This window comes from Microbacterium sp. CCNWLW41 (assembly GCF_037083505.1).
Genome location: NZ_JBAOJP010000019.1, coordinates 39,714 through 56,256 on the forward strand (window position 1 = coordinate 39,714; position 16,543 = coordinate 56,256).

Annotated in this window: 17 protein-coding genes; 5 read left to right on the plus strand and 12 right to left on the minus strand. The window is 71.5% G+C overall.

The window, feature by feature from the left end; all coding sequences use genetic code 11:
• The first annotated feature begins 139 nt into the window (after positions 1 to 139).
• The 3 genes from V6R91_RS35850 to V6R91_RS35860 are packed head-to-tail and all read left to right on the plus strand — an operon-like array spanning position 140 to position 1,949.
• A complete protein-coding gene (locus V6R91_RS35850; protein ID WP_271060159.1) occupies positions 140 to 790 on the plus strand; it encodes a hypothetical protein in 651 nt (216 codons plus the stop codon).
• A complete protein-coding gene (locus tag V6R91_RS35855) occupies positions 787 to 1,386 on the plus strand; it encodes a hypothetical protein (RefSeq protein WP_336399291.1) in 600 nt (199 codons plus the stop codon). Before V6R91_RS35850 ends, V6R91_RS35855 begins: the two co-directional genes overlap by 4 nt.
• Positions 1,383 to 1,949: a hypothetical protein gene (locus V6R91_RS35860; RefSeq protein ID WP_336399292.1), complete on the plus strand. Its 567-nt coding sequence runs from the start codon at positions 1,383 to 1,385 to the stop codon at positions 1,947 to 1,949. Before V6R91_RS35855 ends, V6R91_RS35860 begins: the two co-directional genes overlap by 4 nt.
• Here V6R91_RS35860 and V6R91_RS35865 read toward each other — a convergent pair.
• The 9 genes from V6R91_RS35865 to V6R91_RS35905 form a co-directional block, all read right to left on the minus strand.
• Positions 1,913 to 3,298 carry a hypothetical protein gene (locus V6R91_RS35865; RefSeq protein ID WP_336399293.1) on the minus strand — a complete coding sequence of 462 codons (1,386 nt, stop codon included), beginning with the start codon at positions 3,296 to 3,298 and terminating at the stop codon, positions 1,913 to 1,915. The genes V6R91_RS35860 and V6R91_RS35865 overlap by 37 nt on opposite strands.
• A 60-nt stretch (positions 3,299 to 3,358) precedes the next feature.
• Positions 3,359 to 3,895: a DUF4190 domain-containing protein gene (locus tag V6R91_RS35870; RefSeq protein ID WP_336399294.1), complete on the minus strand. Its 537-nt coding sequence runs from the start codon at positions 3,893 to 3,895 to the stop codon at positions 3,359 to 3,361.
• A gap of 112 nt (positions 3,896 to 4,007) precedes the next feature.
• Positions 4,008 to 4,571: an acyl-CoA thioesterase gene (locus V6R91_RS35875; protein WP_271062790.1), complete on the minus strand. Its 564-nt coding sequence runs from the start codon at positions 4,569 to 4,571 to the stop codon at positions 4,008 to 4,010.
• Positions 4,572 to 4,663: 92 nt separating this feature from the next.
• A complete protein-coding gene (locus V6R91_RS35880; RefSeq protein ID WP_336399295.1) occupies positions 4,664 to 5,908 on the minus strand; it encodes an alpha/beta fold hydrolase in 1,245 nt (414 codons plus the stop codon).
• Complete coding sequence (locus V6R91_RS35885) at positions 5,905 to 6,705, minus strand: N-acyl homoserine lactonase family protein (protein WP_336399296.1); 801 nt, start codon at positions 6,703 to 6,705, stop codon at positions 5,905 to 5,907. Before V6R91_RS35885 ends, V6R91_RS35880 begins: the two co-directional genes overlap by 4 nt.
• Before the next feature lie 29 nt (positions 6,706 to 6,734).
• The gene (locus V6R91_RS35890; protein ID WP_067248847.1) at positions 6,735 to 7,187 is read right to left on the minus strand and encodes a carboxymuconolactone decarboxylase family protein; all 453 of its coding nucleotides are present in this window, start codon (positions 7,185 to 7,187) and stop codon (positions 6,735 to 6,737) included.
• Positions 7,184 to 8,083 carry an NAD(P)-dependent oxidoreductase gene (locus V6R91_RS35895; protein WP_336399297.1) on the minus strand — a complete coding sequence of 300 codons (900 nt, stop codon included), beginning with the start codon at positions 8,081 to 8,083 and terminating at the stop codon, positions 7,184 to 7,186. The genes V6R91_RS35890 and V6R91_RS35895 overlap by 4 nt, the downstream gene beginning before the upstream one ends.
• 28 nt (positions 8,084 to 8,111) lie before the next feature.
• Positions 8,112 to 9,032, minus strand: coding sequence for a carbon-nitrogen hydrolase family protein (locus V6R91_RS35900; protein ID WP_336399298.1), 921 nt, complete (start codon positions 9,030 to 9,032; stop codon positions 8,112 to 8,114).
• Positions 9,033 to 9,118: 86 nt separating this feature from the next.
• Complete coding sequence (locus V6R91_RS35905; RefSeq protein WP_271063057.1) at positions 9,119 to 10,462, minus strand: MFS transporter; 1,344 nt, start codon at positions 10,460 to 10,462, stop codon at positions 9,119 to 9,121.
• 112 nt (positions 10,463 to 10,574) lie between these two features.
• Here V6R91_RS35905 and V6R91_RS35910 point away from each other — a divergent pair, with 112 nt between their 5' ends.
• Together V6R91_RS35910 and V6R91_RS35915 are read left to right on the plus strand one after the other, a co-directional pair.
• Positions 10,575 to 11,480, plus strand: coding sequence for a LysR family transcriptional regulator (locus V6R91_RS35910; protein ID WP_067248837.1), 906 nt, complete (start codon positions 10,575 to 10,577; stop codon positions 11,478 to 11,480).
• Between the two features lie 91 nt (positions 11,481 to 11,571).
• Positions 11,572 to 12,078 carry a GNAT family N-acetyltransferase gene (locus V6R91_RS35915; RefSeq protein ID WP_219085770.1) on the plus strand — a complete coding sequence of 169 codons (507 nt, stop codon included), beginning with the start codon at positions 11,572 to 11,574 and terminating at the stop codon, positions 12,076 to 12,078.
• 109 nt (positions 12,079 to 12,187) lie between these two features.
• Here V6R91_RS35915 and pntB read toward each other — a convergent pair whose 3' ends face one another.
• The 3 genes from pntB to V6R91_RS35930 all read right to left on the minus strand — a co-directional run.
• Complete coding sequence (pntB, locus tag V6R91_RS35920) at positions 12,188 to 13,588, minus strand: Re/Si-specific NAD(P)(+) transhydrogenase subunit beta (RefSeq protein WP_336399299.1); 1,401 nt, start codon at positions 13,586 to 13,588, stop codon at positions 12,188 to 12,190.
• Positions 13,585 to 15,126 carry a Re/Si-specific NAD(P)(+) transhydrogenase subunit alpha gene (locus V6R91_RS35925; RefSeq protein WP_271062182.1) on the minus strand — a complete coding sequence of 514 codons (1,542 nt, stop codon included), beginning with the start codon at positions 15,124 to 15,126 and terminating at the stop codon, positions 13,585 to 13,587. Before V6R91_RS35925 ends, pntB begins: the two co-directional genes overlap by 4 nt.
• Positions 15,127 to 15,396: 270 nt before the next feature.
• A partial coding sequence (locus tag V6R91_RS35930) for a cytochrome b/b6 domain-containing protein (protein ID WP_336399300.1) occupies positions 15,397 to 16,543 on the minus strand: 1,147 nt, incomplete at its 5' end.

Here is a 16,543-nt window from a genome sequence, read left to right on the forward strand (position 1 = left end):
CTCCCAGCATGACGCGCTGCGGCGCGGCTCGGCCCGAGGCTCGCTGACCGGGCGCCGCGTGTCCCCGGTTCTGCGCTGCCTCGCGCGCGGGCGCACGCGCGCACGGGCGCCCGCGTGCGCGGCGCTCTATGCTGTGCGGGTGGGGGAAGGATCCGAGGGACCGAGGGCGTGGATGCGCTCCGCCGTCGGGCGCATCCCCACGCCCTGGCTCATCACGGCCGGCGCCGGACTCCTTCTGGCGTCCACCGCGGCGTTCGGGGGCCTCGCCACGATCGCGGACGACCCTCCGCACCTCACGGCCGGCGGCGAGTACGCCGGGGCGGGGTTCGAGATGAGCGTCGTGCGTGCGGACATCGTCGACGCCTACGCGAACCTTCCGGCCGAGGCCCAGCTCTCGACCCACCGGGTCCTCCGCCTGGAGATGGCCGTCGAGAACACCGGAGTCTTCCCGCGGAACACCGACGCGCGCGGATCCGTCCGCGAGGTGGAGGTCCGCGGCTTCCCCGGTCCGCCCGGTGCGATCCTCCGGGCGGACGACCGCACCTTCAGCCCGTGGCTCCAGCCGGGGGTCCCGTCCCGGCTCGTCCTCGTGTGGGTGGTCCCGCGCGATACGCCGACCGGCGAGCTCGAGCTGGCCCTGCCCCTGGCGAGCCAGAAGGCGGACTCCACCCGACAGACGGCGTGGACCTACGACGGCGTCGGCGCCTACGTCACGCTGCCGTTGACCGACGGCGGTGCAGGCGATGCCGAGCCCGCCGAGGACCCGGTGAGGGAAGACGGACCCGGATGAATACGAACGCATCCCGCGCCCTGCGCGGACCGGCGTCGTGGGCGATCACCGCGGCGTTGCTCGCGGTCGGCGGCGTGGTCGTGGCCCTCACCCCTCCCGAGCACGCCGGTGAGGAACCGTTCCCCGTGGTCGTCGAGATCGGCGAACGCGGCGTCGGCCGCAACATCGACGTCACGGTGCACGACGTCCGTCGGGTGCGCGAGCTGTCCGAGCCGCCCGACGACACCTCCTACCTGCCGCGGACACCGTGGACCGCGACGGGCAACTGGGTCGTCGTGGATCTGGACGCCGCCGCCGTCGTCCAGCAGGTGGGAGCCCAGCTCGGCGGCGCGTTCCTGGAGATCGACGGACGCACGTACCAGGCCACCGAACGCCCGGAGTCGCTCTATCGGATCCCGCTCGTCCCCGGTGTCCCGCGCTCGGGCAGCGTCGCCTTCGAGCTTCCCGACGGGTTGTCCCCGGGCCGCGCCGTGCTCGCCTTCTCCGCGACCTGGGACCCCCGGGTCGACTCCCAGATCCGGGTGCCCATCGACCTCTCCGACGTCTCGGTCCAGGATTCCGGGGTGCTGCGTCCCAGCGAATGGGCGACGCCGTGACCTCGCCTCAGGACGCCGTTCGCCAGGGGCGGGGCTGGTGGCGGGCCAACCGCCTCTCCCTGCTCGCACTGCTCCTTCTGGTCCCCGTCACCGGTGGCGTCATCGGCGGATACGAATGGTGGGATTACTACTTCGCACGTCCGTCGTTCCCCGTGGCGCCGGATGAGGACGGCACCGTCGACCTCGCCGGAGCCGTGTGGGGCCCGGTCCGAGCTGCCGTCATCGAGGACACCACCGACCTGACCGTCCCTCCGGGGGCGAAGGTGATCGGCGTCGCCATTCCGGTCGCACCGGACGACCCCGACGGCAAGCCAGGTGAGGTCGCCTGCCTGCAGCCGATCCTCGTGCAGCAGAGCACGGGCCGTCGCTGGGAGCCGATGCGTTTCGAACTGGGGCTCCGCTTCTCGGACGACGAGCCGGAGACCTGCGCTCTGCAGGGACCTGAGCCGTTCGAGCTCGTCCTTCCCTACATCGTGCCGGAGGACGTCCAGGGCCTCTTCTGGATCGACGTCACCTCATCGGACAGCTATCCGTCGTTCCCGCGGTTTCCCGTCGATCCCTGATCCGCGATGACCTCCGGGGAGAGCTCCGGCGCGACGGTCGGAGGCACGATCCCGTCCACCGCCGCCGAGCCGGTGGTCACCGCATGCCGGCCGGACGCGGCGGGAACCGTCGATCGACGCAGAGCCCCCAGCGCATGGTCGTACCCCGCGGCGACCAGGGCGACCCGGACCGGCTCCGTGACGAGGAAGATGAGCAGGAACACCGCCGTGTCCGCGACCCGCCAGAACCCCGAGTAGTCCTGGGGACCGAAGGCGCGGATGAGGAGGATCCGCAACAACGGCAGCGCGGCGAGCAGCATCACGTACAGGAGGACGTACGAGGCGACCGACACCGGTCCGGCCCGCCACATGAGCAGCAACGCGGATCCGATGGGCTTCACCTGGGAGCCGAGCTGGTCGCCGACATCCTTCACCCGCCGCCGGAACCAGCCGGGGGCGGTCCCGTACCGACGCCGCAGAGCGACGATGTACCGGTTCTGCAGGTAGGGCGAGGACAACGAGACACGACCGACCGCGATGGCCTGGCCGTAGATGACCCCGGCGACCGCCAGCCAGGCGAGCGGCTCCAGCAGGATCGCACCGAGTTGGCCGAGAAGCCACTCGGCCCCGTCCCAGATCCCGCTGACGAAGCTCACCCGCTCCGCCAGCCAGGCGCGCACGTCCTCCACCCAGACCACGACCGCGCGCTCGGAGACCCAGTGCCGCACGACAGACGTGAGATCCTTCAGCGTCCAGACGAAGAAGAAGACCCACACCGTCTCGAGGTAGACAGCCCCGACAGCGAGCCCCTTCGGCAGCTTCGACTCCCACCTCTTCCATGCCATCCGCAGCCCGAAGGCGATGACGATGATCGCGATCGTCCAGAATCCGATGCCGGACCCGGACGCCGCGGCCGGCTCCGCGGGCGCCCCTTCCGGTTCTTGCAGCGCTCTCACCAGCTGCCAGGCCACGATCCCCTGACGGACCTCGCCGACCTTCTCCCGATACTCCGCGGTGTCCTGATCCAGGAGCCCCCAGGCGGCGTAGACGGCGAAGAAGGGCAGCATCCCGGCCAACAGCGCCTGCACGAACGCCGCGCGGCGCTCCCGCGGATCGGCCGGACGCGGCGCGATCGCACTGAGCTCCCGCAGGCCGTCACGGACGACGAGGAACATCCCGACGTACGCGGTGAGGCGGGCGAGCACCGCCAAGGGCAGCAGCAGCAATCCGCCCGTCTCCCAGTACCCGCCGACGAAGCCCGACGCCTCGATCGCCACGTACCGCCCGAGCATCCCGGCGAGGAACCACGCGAGGAGCATCGGCCACCGCATCCACAGCACGCGGCCGGTCGTGGCGAGGATGGTCAGCACGGCCGTGCCCCTTCGCGACGACCGTCGCCGCTGACGGTCATGCCCGTTCCGCCCGCCGCGTCAGAGCCCGAGGGTCGCGGCCGCCGCTCCCAGCGCGTATCCGCTCTGTTCCGAGGCGACGACGACCCAGCCGACGATCACCAGGCCGGTGACGACGGCCGCCACGACGAAGCCCAGCGCACCGAGCACGATGCCGGTGATCGACAGCCCGCGTCCGCCCGGACGACGGGCCGCGATGATGCCGAGCACCACGGCGACGACGGAGAGGATCAGCCCGATGAGGGGGATCCAGCAGAGCAGGAACGCGAGCCCGCCGAGAATGATCGCGGTGATCGCCATCCCGCCGGCGGGAGCCGGCGCCGGCGCCCCGTAGGCCGGCTGCGCGATCGGGTATCCGTAGGGTGCGGCCTGCGGCGCGCCGTAGCCCGTCTGCGGGGGCGCGGCGTAGCCCGGCTGCGACGGGGCGGCGTAACCGGGCTGAGGCGTCGCGTAGCCCGGCTGCGCAGGCGCGGAAGGCGGAGGCGTCTGCGGCGTCGCGTCGCCCGGATACGGCGGGACCGCCGGATACTGCGGCTGGTCGTTGCGGTCGTCGGACATCTGGTTCCCCCTCGGTCGCCCGTGACGCGGACGGATGCCCGCGTCACGATGCTATCGCCGGGCGCCTTCCGTGTCCCGCCGCGGACGGGGTCGGGGCCGCGCCGGCCGGCGGTCAGGCGGTCCAGGTGCTGGGGGCGGGCGCCTTGGTGGGCGGCAGTGCGGACGCCTGTGCCCAGTCGTGGATCCACGGATCCACCTCCGGCAGCCCGTCGGGCCGGCCGACCGCGGCGAAGAGCTCGTCGTGCGGCACCGTCCCGCCGGTCCGGCGCAGCATGCGCGCCCGCACGATGACGCGGGCGTAGACCTCACCGCCGACGACCGCCCGATGCTCCATGAGCACGGCCTTGTCGTCGTGGCCGATCAGCCGCGATTCGACGTCGAAGCGCTGCCACAGCTCGAGCGATTTGCGGAAGGTCACGGTCTCGCTGGAGACCACCGCGTACCAGCCGCGCTCCCTCATCGCGTCGAACAGCCCCGTGCGGATCAGCAGGTCCCACCGCCCGAGGTCGAACAGCGACAGATAGCGCCCGTTGTTCATGTGACGGAGGATGTCGAGGTCCGTGGGCAGGGTCGTGAGCCGGATCCGGCCGACCGCGGTGGGGTCCAGCAGCCCTTCCCGCCGCGCCCGGCGGCGTGCGGAGAGGATCACGAGGAGGGTGCGCCAGATCACGTTCACGATCCGGGATCCTAGCCAGATGCGGCACGATCGCCGCGATCCGTTGTGGGATCCGCACAGTTCCCCGGGTCACCCTTCGGAGGCGCCCGCGGTCAGCGGCGGCGGCGCACCGGGTCGGCGTCGCGCACCCGTTCCAGCGCGGGCTCCAGATGACGGGCGAAGGCCGCGGGGTCCTCGGCGTGGGGGAAGTGGCCGAGCTCGGGCATCTCCCGGAACGACGCGTTCGGGATCGCCGCGGCGAGCGCCCGCGACGCGTCCGGCGGCACCGTGGTGTCGTAGCGGCCGCTGAGGACGGCGATGTGCGGGCTCGCCGCCGTCAGCAGGTCCGCGACCTCGTCGAGGTCCCACTGCTGGTACGAGTCGATGTCGGCGGCGTAGAGCCCGGATCCGCCCGAGGAGTACCCCCACCAGACGCGCTTGCGGAACTCCGGCGGCGAGGCCGGGTTCATCAGGCCGTACGTCCACTCGGGGACGAAAGTGCTCTGGTCGACGCCCGGGGCCCGCAGCTGCGGCACCGAACGCCCCTGGACGCGCACGCCCGCCTGGCAGGACACCGCGCCGCCGAACCGGTCGGGGCGGGTCGCCACGGCGTGCACGACGGCCGCGCCGGCCATGGACGCGCCGAGGAGGAGCGGACGGTCCAGGCCGATCGCGTCGGCGGCGGCGACGAGGAAGTCCGTGTACGACGCGGGCGTGAGCCGCCACCCGCCGATCGGGACGCCGAAGGCGGGACTCGAGCGCCCGTGCCAGGGGAGGTCGACGGTGACGAGCTCGTACCGGTCGGTGAGGTCCGTCTCCGTCATGAGCCCGTGCCACTGCGTGGTGTCGCTTCCCGCCGTGGCCAGCGCGAGGACGGGGGTCCCCCGGCCGCACCTCTCCACGTGGACGTCGGCGGTGCCCAGCGCGGAGGACACGCGCCGGTACTCCCCCCGTGCCCGCAGCGGTCGGGCCGGACCGAACGGCCGCGCCTCGGGCGACGCGTCGCCGAGGCCGACGGCGCGCGCCGCGTCGAGGAGCGTCCGGACGAGCGTCAGGTGGCGGGCGTACGCGTCGGCGTCGCCGCTGAGGACGATCCGCCCCGTCCGCACGAGGTGCACGACGCTCTGCTCTCCCGGCGCGGGCGATGCCGACAGGAACGCCGCCCACACCTCGTCCGGCGCATGGAGCGAGAAGGCGGGGCCGGATCCCGAGGGGACGTCCTCGGGCGCGAGGGCGCCCGCGGCGGCGCGGAGGCGGAGCCCCCAGCCGTCCCCCTCGAGCCCGAACAGCACGTCGCGGCCGGCCAGCACGAGCGAGACCTCCGGCGCGGCGGCCGCGCGCAGGATCCGCTCCTTCACGTCCGCTCCCCGATGCTCGCCCCGAGGCCGGCCAGCGCCCCGCCGAGCGGCGCGTGCCGTGCCAGCTCCCCCGCGTCGTGCCCGCTCACGATGTGCGTCGCTCCGCTCCCGCGCAGCCGTTCCAGCGCGTCGAAGGACCGCGGGAGGTCGGCCATGGACTGGAACAGCATGTCGCGCTCGACCTCCTCGTGGAAGTGGACGGCGTCGCTGGCGAGGACGACGACGCCGTCGGTCGTCGGCACGGTGACGATGCTCTGTCCCGGTGTGTGCCCGCCCACCACCGAGACGACGACGCCGGGAACGATCTCGTGGTCCCCCTCGAACTCGTGCAGTCGTCCCTCGCGGCGGGCTCCGGCGAGGGCGTCCGCCGCGCCGGGGTCGCCGAAGTGCGCGAAGAGCGTCTTCTCCGCCATCGCCCCCGTCCAGAACTCGTGCTCGGCGCGGGCGATGTGCACGGGCGAGTTCGGGAAGGCGGCGAGGTTGCCGATGTGGTCGTAGTGCGCGTGCGTGATGACCACGGGGTGCCCGGCGAGGGGATCGACGCCCAGCGCGCGCAGGGCGTCCACCGGGTCGATGAGCACCTCGCGCCCCCGGCGCAGCCCCTCCTCCCGGGTGTACCCGGTGTCGACGATCACCGCCTCATCGCCCCGGCGGAGCACCCACAGGTAGTAGTCCAGCCGATGCGGACCGTCCGGCTCGCCGTAGAAGGCGTAGTTCATGAACGCCTCGGACCGGGTCGTCAGCCGGGTGCCGTGCTTCAGGACGACCACCTGCCACGGCGCCGACGACGCGGACACCGATCCCTCCGCCTGACCGTCGCGCGCGCTCAGGATCCGGATCCGCCCTCGTGCACCGCGACGCTCGGCTCGATGCCCTCCGCCCCGACGACCTCGCGCCAGGCGTCGAAGCCCGTCTGGAAGGCGACGATCCCGGCCTCCGGGAGGGCGATCTCGATCGCCTCCAGGATCTCGGTCGGGGTGAGCCCGAGGTCGAGGGCGACGCGGATGTGCGACTGGATGTGCCCCTTCGAGGCCCGCATCACCGTCAGCGAGACGATGAAGATGAGCTCCTTGGTGCGGCGGTCCAACGTGCGCTGGTCAAGGTACGCGGCGGAGACCATGTGGTTCGCGGCCTGGAGGACCGGGAAGTCCTGCTTCGCCATCACCTTGTGGTAGTCGAGGACGTAGCCGCGCTTCGCGGCCATGTCGTCGATGTACGCCTGCGGGTCGGCGTCCGTCTGCGGAGCAGTGTTCGCCGACAGGTCCTGGGCCTCGGTCATTCTCGGTTCTCCTTCGGTGCGGTCGGGTCGGCGTCGCCCAGTCCGTACAGACGGGCGATCTCGGTGTGGTCGGGCGCGTCGCCGAGTTGCGCTCGCCCGTCGCGCAGGCGCTCGGACACACGGTCCACGACGGGGGTGTCGAGCCCGTCGGCGATGCTCATGGCGATCCCGATGTCCTTGAGCATGAGGTCGTAGGCGAATCCGCTCGCGAACGTGCCGGGGAGGATGTGCCCGGGGAACTTCACCTCGCTCGCCTGGCTCCGGCCGGTCGCGGCGTTGAGCACCTCCGTCATGACCGCGGGTTCGATGCCGAAGCGACGGGCAATCACGAGCGCCTCGCTGGCGACGGCGATGTTGCTCGCGCTGACGAGGTTGTTCAGGGCCTTCGCCGCGTCCCCGGATCCGGCGGGCCCGACGTGACGGATGCTCGCCCCGAGGACGTCGAGATGCGGGCGCGCGCGCTCGACGGCCGCAGCGGTTCCTCCCGCCATGATCGCGAGCTCGCCCGTCACGGCCTTCGCCACCCCGCCGGAGACGGGAGCGTCGACGTAGTCGATGCCCCGCTCGGCGGCGGCCTTCGCCAGCGCGCGCGTGCTCGACGGCTCGCTGGAGCCCATGTCGATCACGAGGGCTCCGGGCGCGAGCCTCCCCAGGAGGCCGTCCTCCCCGGTGAGCACCGCCTCGACGTGCCGGCTCGCGGGGAGCATCAGGATCACGGTCCCGGCGTCGGCCGCGGCGTCCGCCGGGTCGGCGACCGCGGTCGCCCCGCCCTCCGCGACGACGTGCGCGACCGCCTCGGCGGACAGGTCGAACACCGTCGTGGGAAAGGCCTTCGCGTGCCGGATCGCCATGGGCGCGCCCATGTTCCCCAGCCCGATGAACAGCGTGGTCGTCATGCGGTTCCTCTCTCTCCGGGCGCCGGGCTCACTCGAAGCTCACGGCGTGCTGCGCCCGGGTGTTCACGCGCAGCTCGAAGACGTCCGGGCGTGCGTAATGGCCCACGGCGTCGAAGTCGAGGTGCCCGCGCGTCCTGTCCGCGGGATCGATCTCGGCGTAGAGGATCGCCTCCTCGTCGAACACCGGTCCCGCGAGCACGGCGCCGGAGGGGGCGACGATCATGCTCCCGCCGCGCATCACGATGTCACCGCCGGGGGGCTCCTCGTCGAACGGGTGGTCGTCCGGGAACGCGTCCCGCGTGAGGAACTGGCAGGCGGACAGCACGTGCGTGCGTCCCTCCAGCGCGATGTGCGTGATCGTCGCCGCCCAGGTGGGCCGGTCGTCCGCGGTGGGCGTGCAGTACAGCTCGACGCCCTTCGCGTACATCGCCTGCCGCAGCAGCGGCATGTAGTTCTCCCAGCAGATGACGGTGCCCACGCGCCCGGCGCTCGTCTGCATGGTGTCCAGCGTCGAGCCGTCGCCGAACCCCCAGACCACTCGTTCGCCGCCCGTCGGCATGAGCTTGCGGTGGATGCCCGCGACGCCCTCGTCGGGGTGGATCATGACGGCAGTGCAGTACAGCGTCCCGCCGGCGCGCTCGATCACGCCGATCACGATCGCGAGTCCGTGCTCGCGGGACGCCTCGCACAGCCGCGCGATCTCGGGCCCGTCCAGCGCGACGGCGGCGTCCGCATAGCGCCGGTACTGCTCGCGCCCCTCCGGCGTGCGGATCCCCACCGGCGCTCCGAAGGCCGACCCCTTGGGGTAGCCGCCGAGGAACGCCTCGGGGAACACCGCGAGGGTCGCTCCCGCGGCCGCCGCCTCGGCCATCAGCCCCACGGCCTTGGTCGTGGACGCCTCGGCGTCGAACGGGATCGCCGCGGCCTGGACCACCGCCACCTTCTGCATGTCTGTGCCCTCCTCAGGGGTCGAACGGATCGGGATCGATCGGGATCGGGATCGGCGGGTCGGGCCGTCCCGCGGACTCGGCCGGGTCAGCCGCGGGAGATGTCGATGCCCTTGGTCTCCCGCAGGGTCGGGAGCAGCACCGCGAGCGCCAGGACCGCGACGGCCACGACGTAGAACGCCGGGGAGATGAGCAGTCCCGTCCCCGCCACGAGGGCCGCGGCGATGAGCGGGCCCGGGCCGGCGAGCAGGGCGTAGGCGACGTTGTACCCGATGGCGGATCCGGTCGCACGGATGGAGGCGGGGAAGACCTCCACCAGCAGCACGTTGTTGACGACGGCCGTGCAGGCCACGAACAGGGCGAACGGCACGAGCGCGACGCCGGCGAGCCACGGGTTCCCCGTGCTCATCAGCAGGAACGCCGGGATGCTCCAGACGATCAGGCCGATGAGGCCCGTGAACAGCACCGGGCGACGACCGAGCCGGTCGACGGCGATCCCGACGAGCGGGTTGAAGGCGACGTAGATCGCCATGACGATGCCGCAGACGACGAGCGCGTCCAGACGGGGCATCCCCACCGCGCCCGAGAGGAAGTTGTTCATGTACGTGATCAGGTAGTACAGCGCGACCCCGAAGATCCCGGCGAACGCGAGCGTCATCACGAACGCCTTCACCTTCTCCCCGGTCGGGGTGTGCTCGACCGAGCCCTCGGCGCGCTTGCGCTCCAGCTCCTCGAACACGGGGGTGTCCACGAGCTTGCGGCGGATGTACATGGCGACCACGGCCATCAGGAACGAGGCGAGGAAGGGCAGGCGCCACCCCCAGGAGTTCAGCGCGTCCTCGGGCATGGCGGCCGTGAGCACGGCCGCGGTGAGCGTCCCGACGAGGAACGCCAGGCCCGCGGTGCCCGTCACGACGCTCGCGTAGACGGCGCGGCGGTGCTTCGGCGCGCTCTCGCCGATGTAGGCGGCCGCGCTCGTCCACTCGCTGCCGGCGAAGCCGCCCTGCAGGAGGCGGAGGATCACGATGATGATCGGGGCCGCGATCCCGATGGTCGCGAACGACGGCGTCAGACCGATCAGCGCCGTGATGATCCCCATCCCGAGCACCGTGATGATGAGCACCGTCCGCCGCCCGAGCCGGTCGCCCAGCGGGCCGAGGATCAGCGCGCCGAACGGCCGCGAGATGAACCCGACCGCGAACACCGCGAGGGAGGACAGCATCTCCGCCGTGGGATTGCCGGACGGGAAGAACTGCGCGCCGATGATGGCGGCGAAGTAGCCGTAGATCGCGAAGTCGAACCACTCCATGAAGTTGCCGATGCCGACCGCCACCATGCGCTTGGTGCGGTCCTGGCGGCTGAGGGTGAGGAGCAGTGCGGTGTCGGACGAGGCGGGCGCGTCGGGTCCCGGCGCCGTGCGGGTGTCATCCATGCGTGATCTCCTTCGGTCACGGGTGGGGGAGTTCGGGTCTTCCGCCACTCTCCGAGGATCTTGATCAGCAGTCAAACAGATGTTTATCATGTGCGGTATCAACAGAATTGCTTTGCACCAGGTCGATCTGAACCTCCTCGTGGTCTTCCAGGCCCTCATGCAGGAGGGGAGCGTCACGCGCGCCGGCTACAAGCTGAACCTCTCGCAGAGCGCGGTGAGCGCCGCGCTGGGGCGACTGCGCAAGCTCTTCGACGATCCGCTGTTCGAGCGGACGCGCGCCGGGATGACGCCCACCGCGAAGGCTCTTTCCCTGTCGTTGAGCATCGGGCCGAGCCTCAGCACGATCGCCTCCGTGATCCTCGAGGACGTCGAGTTCGAGCCGTGGCAGAGCTCGCGGACCTTCCATCTGGCGATGTCCGACGACATCGAGATGCTCTTCGGGCCGTGGGTGGCCCGGCAGAAGGTGGATCACAACTGGGGCGTGAACTTCGCCATTCACCAGACGAATAGTCACCTCTGGCGGGAGACGCTGGACAACCCGCTCATCGACCTCGTGCTCACCACCACCCCCGCGCACGCGGCCTCCGACTTCCAGTCCGAGCCGCTGTTCTCGGGCGACTACCGGTGCCTCTACAACCCGCGGCTGCTGTCGCTGTCCGATCCGCTCACCGAGCGCGAGTACATCGAGACGCGGCACGTGCGGGTCTCGTACGACCTGCAGCGCGGGTGGGTGGACGACGTGCTCGCCGCCATGGGCCACAAGCGCAACACGCTCTGCACCATCAGCCACTTCAGCGGCCTGGGCGCGATCCTCCTGGACCTTCCGGTGATCGCGACGATCCCCGAGCACGTGGCGCTGCGCATCGCCGAGATGCTCGACCTGCGCGCCTCGCCCGTCCCGATCCAGATGCCCCGGTTCCAGATCTCCGCCCTCTGGCGCACCGAGGTCGACGGCCTGATCGAGAACCACTGGATCCGCCGCCTGTGCGCCTCGTTCGTCCAGGCGCGATCGCTGTGACGACGCGCGTCCCGACGGCCCCGGCGTCGCGCGTCGTCACTGAGCGACCGCTCGATTTCCACTCTGCGGATCGCCCGCGTAGAGTCGCGGCATGAGCGCCGAAGCCCAGCCTGATGTCATCGTCCGGCCCGTCCGAGATGTGGACGCCGAAGCCCTCGGTCGCGTGCACGCGCAGTGCTGGCACGAGACCTACGACCACCTGATCAGCAAGGCCGCTCTGGAGAACGTCTCCCCCAAGCGCCTCGCCGAGCTGTGGACCCACTGGGCCGTCCAGGGCCCCGAGTTCCTCATGCGCGCCGCCCTCGTCAACGGCGAGATCGTCGGCTTCGTCGGCTCCGGACCCGCCCGGGACAAGGACGCCCCTCGCGGCCGCGAGCTGTACTTCATCTACCTGCTCGACAACTGGCACGGCACCGGCATCGGCCAGCGCCTGTTCGACGCGGCGGTGGAGAAGGACGAGCCGCTGTACCTCTGGGTGGCAGAGGACAACCCGCGTGCGCACCGCTTCTACACGCGCAACGGCTTCGCCCTGGACGGCGCGACGCACACCGAGCCGTTCCTCGGCGAGACGCTGACCGAGGTCCGCTTCGTGCGCTGATCCCTCGCAGCACGAAACCCCCTCTGCACGCCGACACCCCCTCTGAGATCCGTATCTCAGAGGGGGTGTCGGTGTCAGGAGGGGGTTTCGGCGGGGTGGCCCCCGCCCGTCAGAGCGCGCGGATGATGTCCTCGACCCGCTCCTTCGCGTCGCCGAAGAGCATCTGCGCGTTGTCCCGGAAGAACAGCGGGTTCTGCACGCCCGCGTAGCCCGCGGCCATCGAGCGCTTGAACACGATGACGTTCTCCGCCTCCCACACGCGCAGCACCGGCATGCCGGCGATCGGGCTGCCCGGATCCTCCGCGGCCGCCGGGTTGACGGTGTCGTTGGCGCCGATCACCAGCACGACCGACGTCGCGGCCAGGTCGTCGTTGATCTCCTCCATGCTGAGCACGATGTCGTAGGGGACCTTGGCCTCGGCCAGCAGCACGTTCATGTGCCCCGGCAGGCGCCCGGCGACCGGGTGGATCCCGAACCGGACGTCCACGCCCCTCTCGCGGAGCTTGGCCACGAGATCCGCCACCGGGTACTGCGCCTTCGCGACGGCCATGCCGTACCCGGGCGTGATGACGACCGTCTGCGCCGAGCCGAGCAGCTCCGCCGCGGACTCCGCCGTGATCTCGCGGTGCTCGCCCTGCTCCTCCTCGCCCGCGGCCTGCGCGGCGATCCCGAACCCGCCGGCGATCACCGACAGGAACGACCGGTTCATCGCCTTGCACATGATGTACGAGAGATAGGCACCGGAGGATCCGACCAGCGCGCCCGTCACGATGAGGAGGTCGTTGTTCAGGAGGAAGCCCGCCGCCGCGGCCGCCCAGCCGGAGTAGCTGTTGAGCATCGACACGACCACGGGCATGTCGCCGCCGCCGATGGAGGCGACGAGGTGCCAGCCCAGGGCGAAGGACAGCAGCGTGACCGCGATGAGCAGCCACAGCTGCTGGTCGATCACGAACCACACGGTCAGCGCCAGGAAGGCGACGAGAGCGAGGACGTTGAGGACGTTCTTCCCCGGGAGCATCAGCGGCTTCGAGGAGATCCGGGCGGAGAGCTTCAGGTTCGCGACGATGGATCCGGTGAAGGTCACGCCGCCGATGAACACGCCGATGAAGACCTCGGCGTTGTGGATGCCGGCCAGCTCCGGCGCGATCTCACCGTGCGAGAGGTAGCCGTTCCAGCCGACGATCACGGCCGCGAGCCCGACGAAGCTGTGCAGCAGCGCGATGAGCTCCGGCATCCCGGTCATCTCGACGACGCGGGCGCGCCACAGGCCGATCGCGGCGCCCACGGCCACCGCGCCGATCATGAGCACGAGTCCGAGCGTGGCTCCCGGCCCGCCCCATCCTCCGGCGACGGAGAGCGCGAGGGTCGCGACCAGGGCGATCGTCATGCCCGAGATGCCGTAGGCGACGCCGGCGCGGGCGGACTCGTGGCGGCTGAGCCCGGCGAGGCTCAAGATGAACAGCAGCGCGGCGACGATGTAGGCCGCGCCGGCGAGCGCGTCGACGGTCACTTCTCGCCGCCCTTCGTGAACATGGCGAGCATTCGGCGGGTGACCGCGAAGCCTCCGAAGATGTTGATGCTGGCCACCAGCACGGCGATCGCGGCGAGGACCTGGACGACCGGGTCCGGGTTCATGATCTGCAGCATCGCCCCGACCACGATGACACCGCTGATGGCGTTCGTGACGGACATGAGCGGGGTGTGCAGCGCGTGGTGGACCTTCCCGATCACGTAGAACCCGATGACCACGGAGAGCACGAGCACGGTGAAGTGCTGCGGGAGCGGAGCCGGGGCGACCGCGTTGACGGCGAACAGCGCAGCGATCCCGAGGACGATGAGCCCGATCCTCCGCCCCGCGGACATCCGCTTCCTCTCCGGCTGCGGCTGCGCCTCGACGACCGCAGGTGCCGCGGCGGCGGGGGCGGCGGCGACCTGCACGGGCGGCGGCGGCCACGTGACCGCGCCGTCGTGTACGACGGTGACGGAGCGCTGCACGATGTCGTCGACGTCGATCGTCAGGACCCCGTCCTTGCCCGGCGTGAGCAGGGCCACGAGATTCGCGACGTTCGTCCCGTAGAGCTGCGACGCCTGGGCGGACAGGCGGGAGGCGAGGTCGGTGTAGCCGAGGATGACCACGCCGTTGTCCGTGACGACGCGTTCTCCCGCGACGGAGCCCTCGACGTTGCCGCCCTGCGCGGCCGCCATGTCGACGATCACGCTGCCGGGACGCATCCGGGCGACGTCCGCCGCGGTGATGAGTCGCGGGGCAGGGCGGCCGGGGATGAGCGCGGTGGTGATGATGATGTCGACGTCCGCGGCCTGCTCGGTGTAGATCTCGGCGGCGCGACGGTCGTAGTCCTCGCTCGTGGCCTTGGCGTAGCCGTCGGTCGACTTCTCCACCTCGACGTCGACGGGGAGGTAGGTGCCGCCGATCGAGCTCACCTGGTCCGCGACCTCGGGGCGGGGATCGGTCGCGCGGACGATCGCGCCGAGGCTGGAGGCGGCGCCGATCGCGGCGAGGCCCGCGACGCCCGCACCGGCGACGAGCACCTTGGCCGGCGGGACCTTGCCCGCCGCGGTCACCTGGCCGGTGAAGAACCGGCCGAACTCGTGGGCGGCCTCCACGACGGCGCGGTACCCGGCGATGTTCGCCATGGAGCTGAGCACGTCCATCGACTGCGCGCGGGAGATGCGCGGCACCGCGTCGAGGGCGAGCGCGGTGATGCCGCGCTGCGCCAGCGCCTCGAGGAGGTCGGGACGCAGAGCCGGAGACAGCAGCGCCACGAGCGTCGCCCCGTCCGCCAGCGCGTCGATCTCGGCGGCGGTCGGCGCCGCGATCTTCAGCACCACCTCGGACGCCCACGCCTCGGCGGCCGGCACGATCGCGGCCCCCGCCTCGCGGTACTCCGCGTCCGGAGCGGACGAGCGCTCGCCCGCCCCGGCCTCGACGACCACGTCGTATCCCAGCCGGCGGAGTGTCGCCACCGTCGCCGGGGTCGCGGCGACGCGCGCCTCCTCCGGCCCTTCCTTCACGATTCCGATCTGCACGCTCGAGATCCTTCCGTCCGACGACTTCGTCGGGCTCGCGGCGCCCGTATCGGGGTGCGGACGCCTGATGACCGGTCAAGGCTACTGAAGGCGCCGGAAGGATCCGCAGTCCATACCGGTATACCTTCGCGTAATTTTCCGAGTTCTTTCGATTGTTACGTCACGCGTGCGGCACGCGGACACGACGGCGCCGGGCCAGGCCCGAAACGGCGCCGGCCCCGGGGACGGCGGATGCCCGTGCCGTCCCCGAACCGGCGTATCGCCCGGGCGTCAGCGGCCGCTGACGCTGCCGAACACCCTCGCGATGGGCGCGACGACCAGCGGCCCCGCGGCGAACCAGCCGATCGCGATGACGGCCAGCGAGGCGAGGAAGACCCAGAACCCGGTCCACGTCACCGCGTCCTGCGACGCGAACATGTGGTTGAGGTTGCGGAGCATCCCCGTCAGCAGCACGAGCGCCACGTGCACGACGATGAAGCCGACGAAGTACAGCATCACCGGGAAGTGCACGGCGCGGGCCCACTCGACCGGGTACGCCTTCGACAGCCCCTCGGCCTTCTTGGGCCACATCCCCGACATCCGGAAGCCCGTGATCGCAGCGAGCGGGGCGGCGAGGAAGACGGTGGCGAAGTAGGCGAGCTGCTGCAGTGCGTTGTAGTTGTTCCAGCCGTTCTCGTGCGGCCAGTCGAGCGACACGTACTGCAGCGCCGACGACAGCGCGTTCGGGAAGACCTCCCAGCTCGTGGGCACGATCCGCACCCAATGGCCCGTGACGATCAGCAGCACGACGAAGATCACGCCGTTGACGAGCCAGAGCACGTCGAGCGCCTGGTGCAGCCACAGGGTCAGGCTGATCTTGCCCTTCGGGTCGTTCCTCGGCGACCAGAACGCCGTGGGGCGCTTCTCGGTGCGCACCCGGAGCCCGGATCGGATGATCAGGACCATCAGGAACATGTTGAAGAAGTGCTGCCAGCCGATCCAGGGGGCGAAGCCCGGCTCGACCGGGATGCCCGGCTCGTACTCGCCGGGGAAGGCGGCGAGGAAGTCCTGCATGAACGGCATGCTCAGCAGCGCCCGGACGAACACGACGGCGGCGCCGGCCAGCAGTGCCAGCCCTGCCGCGCCGAGCAGGCCCGCGAGGACCTGGGGCCAGGTGGGCCGACGCCGACCCGACGGCTCCTCGGCGGGGACCGGATCCCGCGGCGCCGTCCCGTGCCACGCGGTGCGACGGAACGGCAGCGGGACCGAGACGTCGGGGACGGAGGGAGCCGTCGCCACGGATGCCGCGACCGGGACGGCCGCGGCGGGCGTCTCGGCGGCGTCCGCCGGCTCAGCCTGCGACGCGGCCTGTGCCCGCGCGGCGGCGGTCCCGGCGGGCGGCCAGGGCTCGCCGCCGTCCACGCGCGGCAGCCCCCGG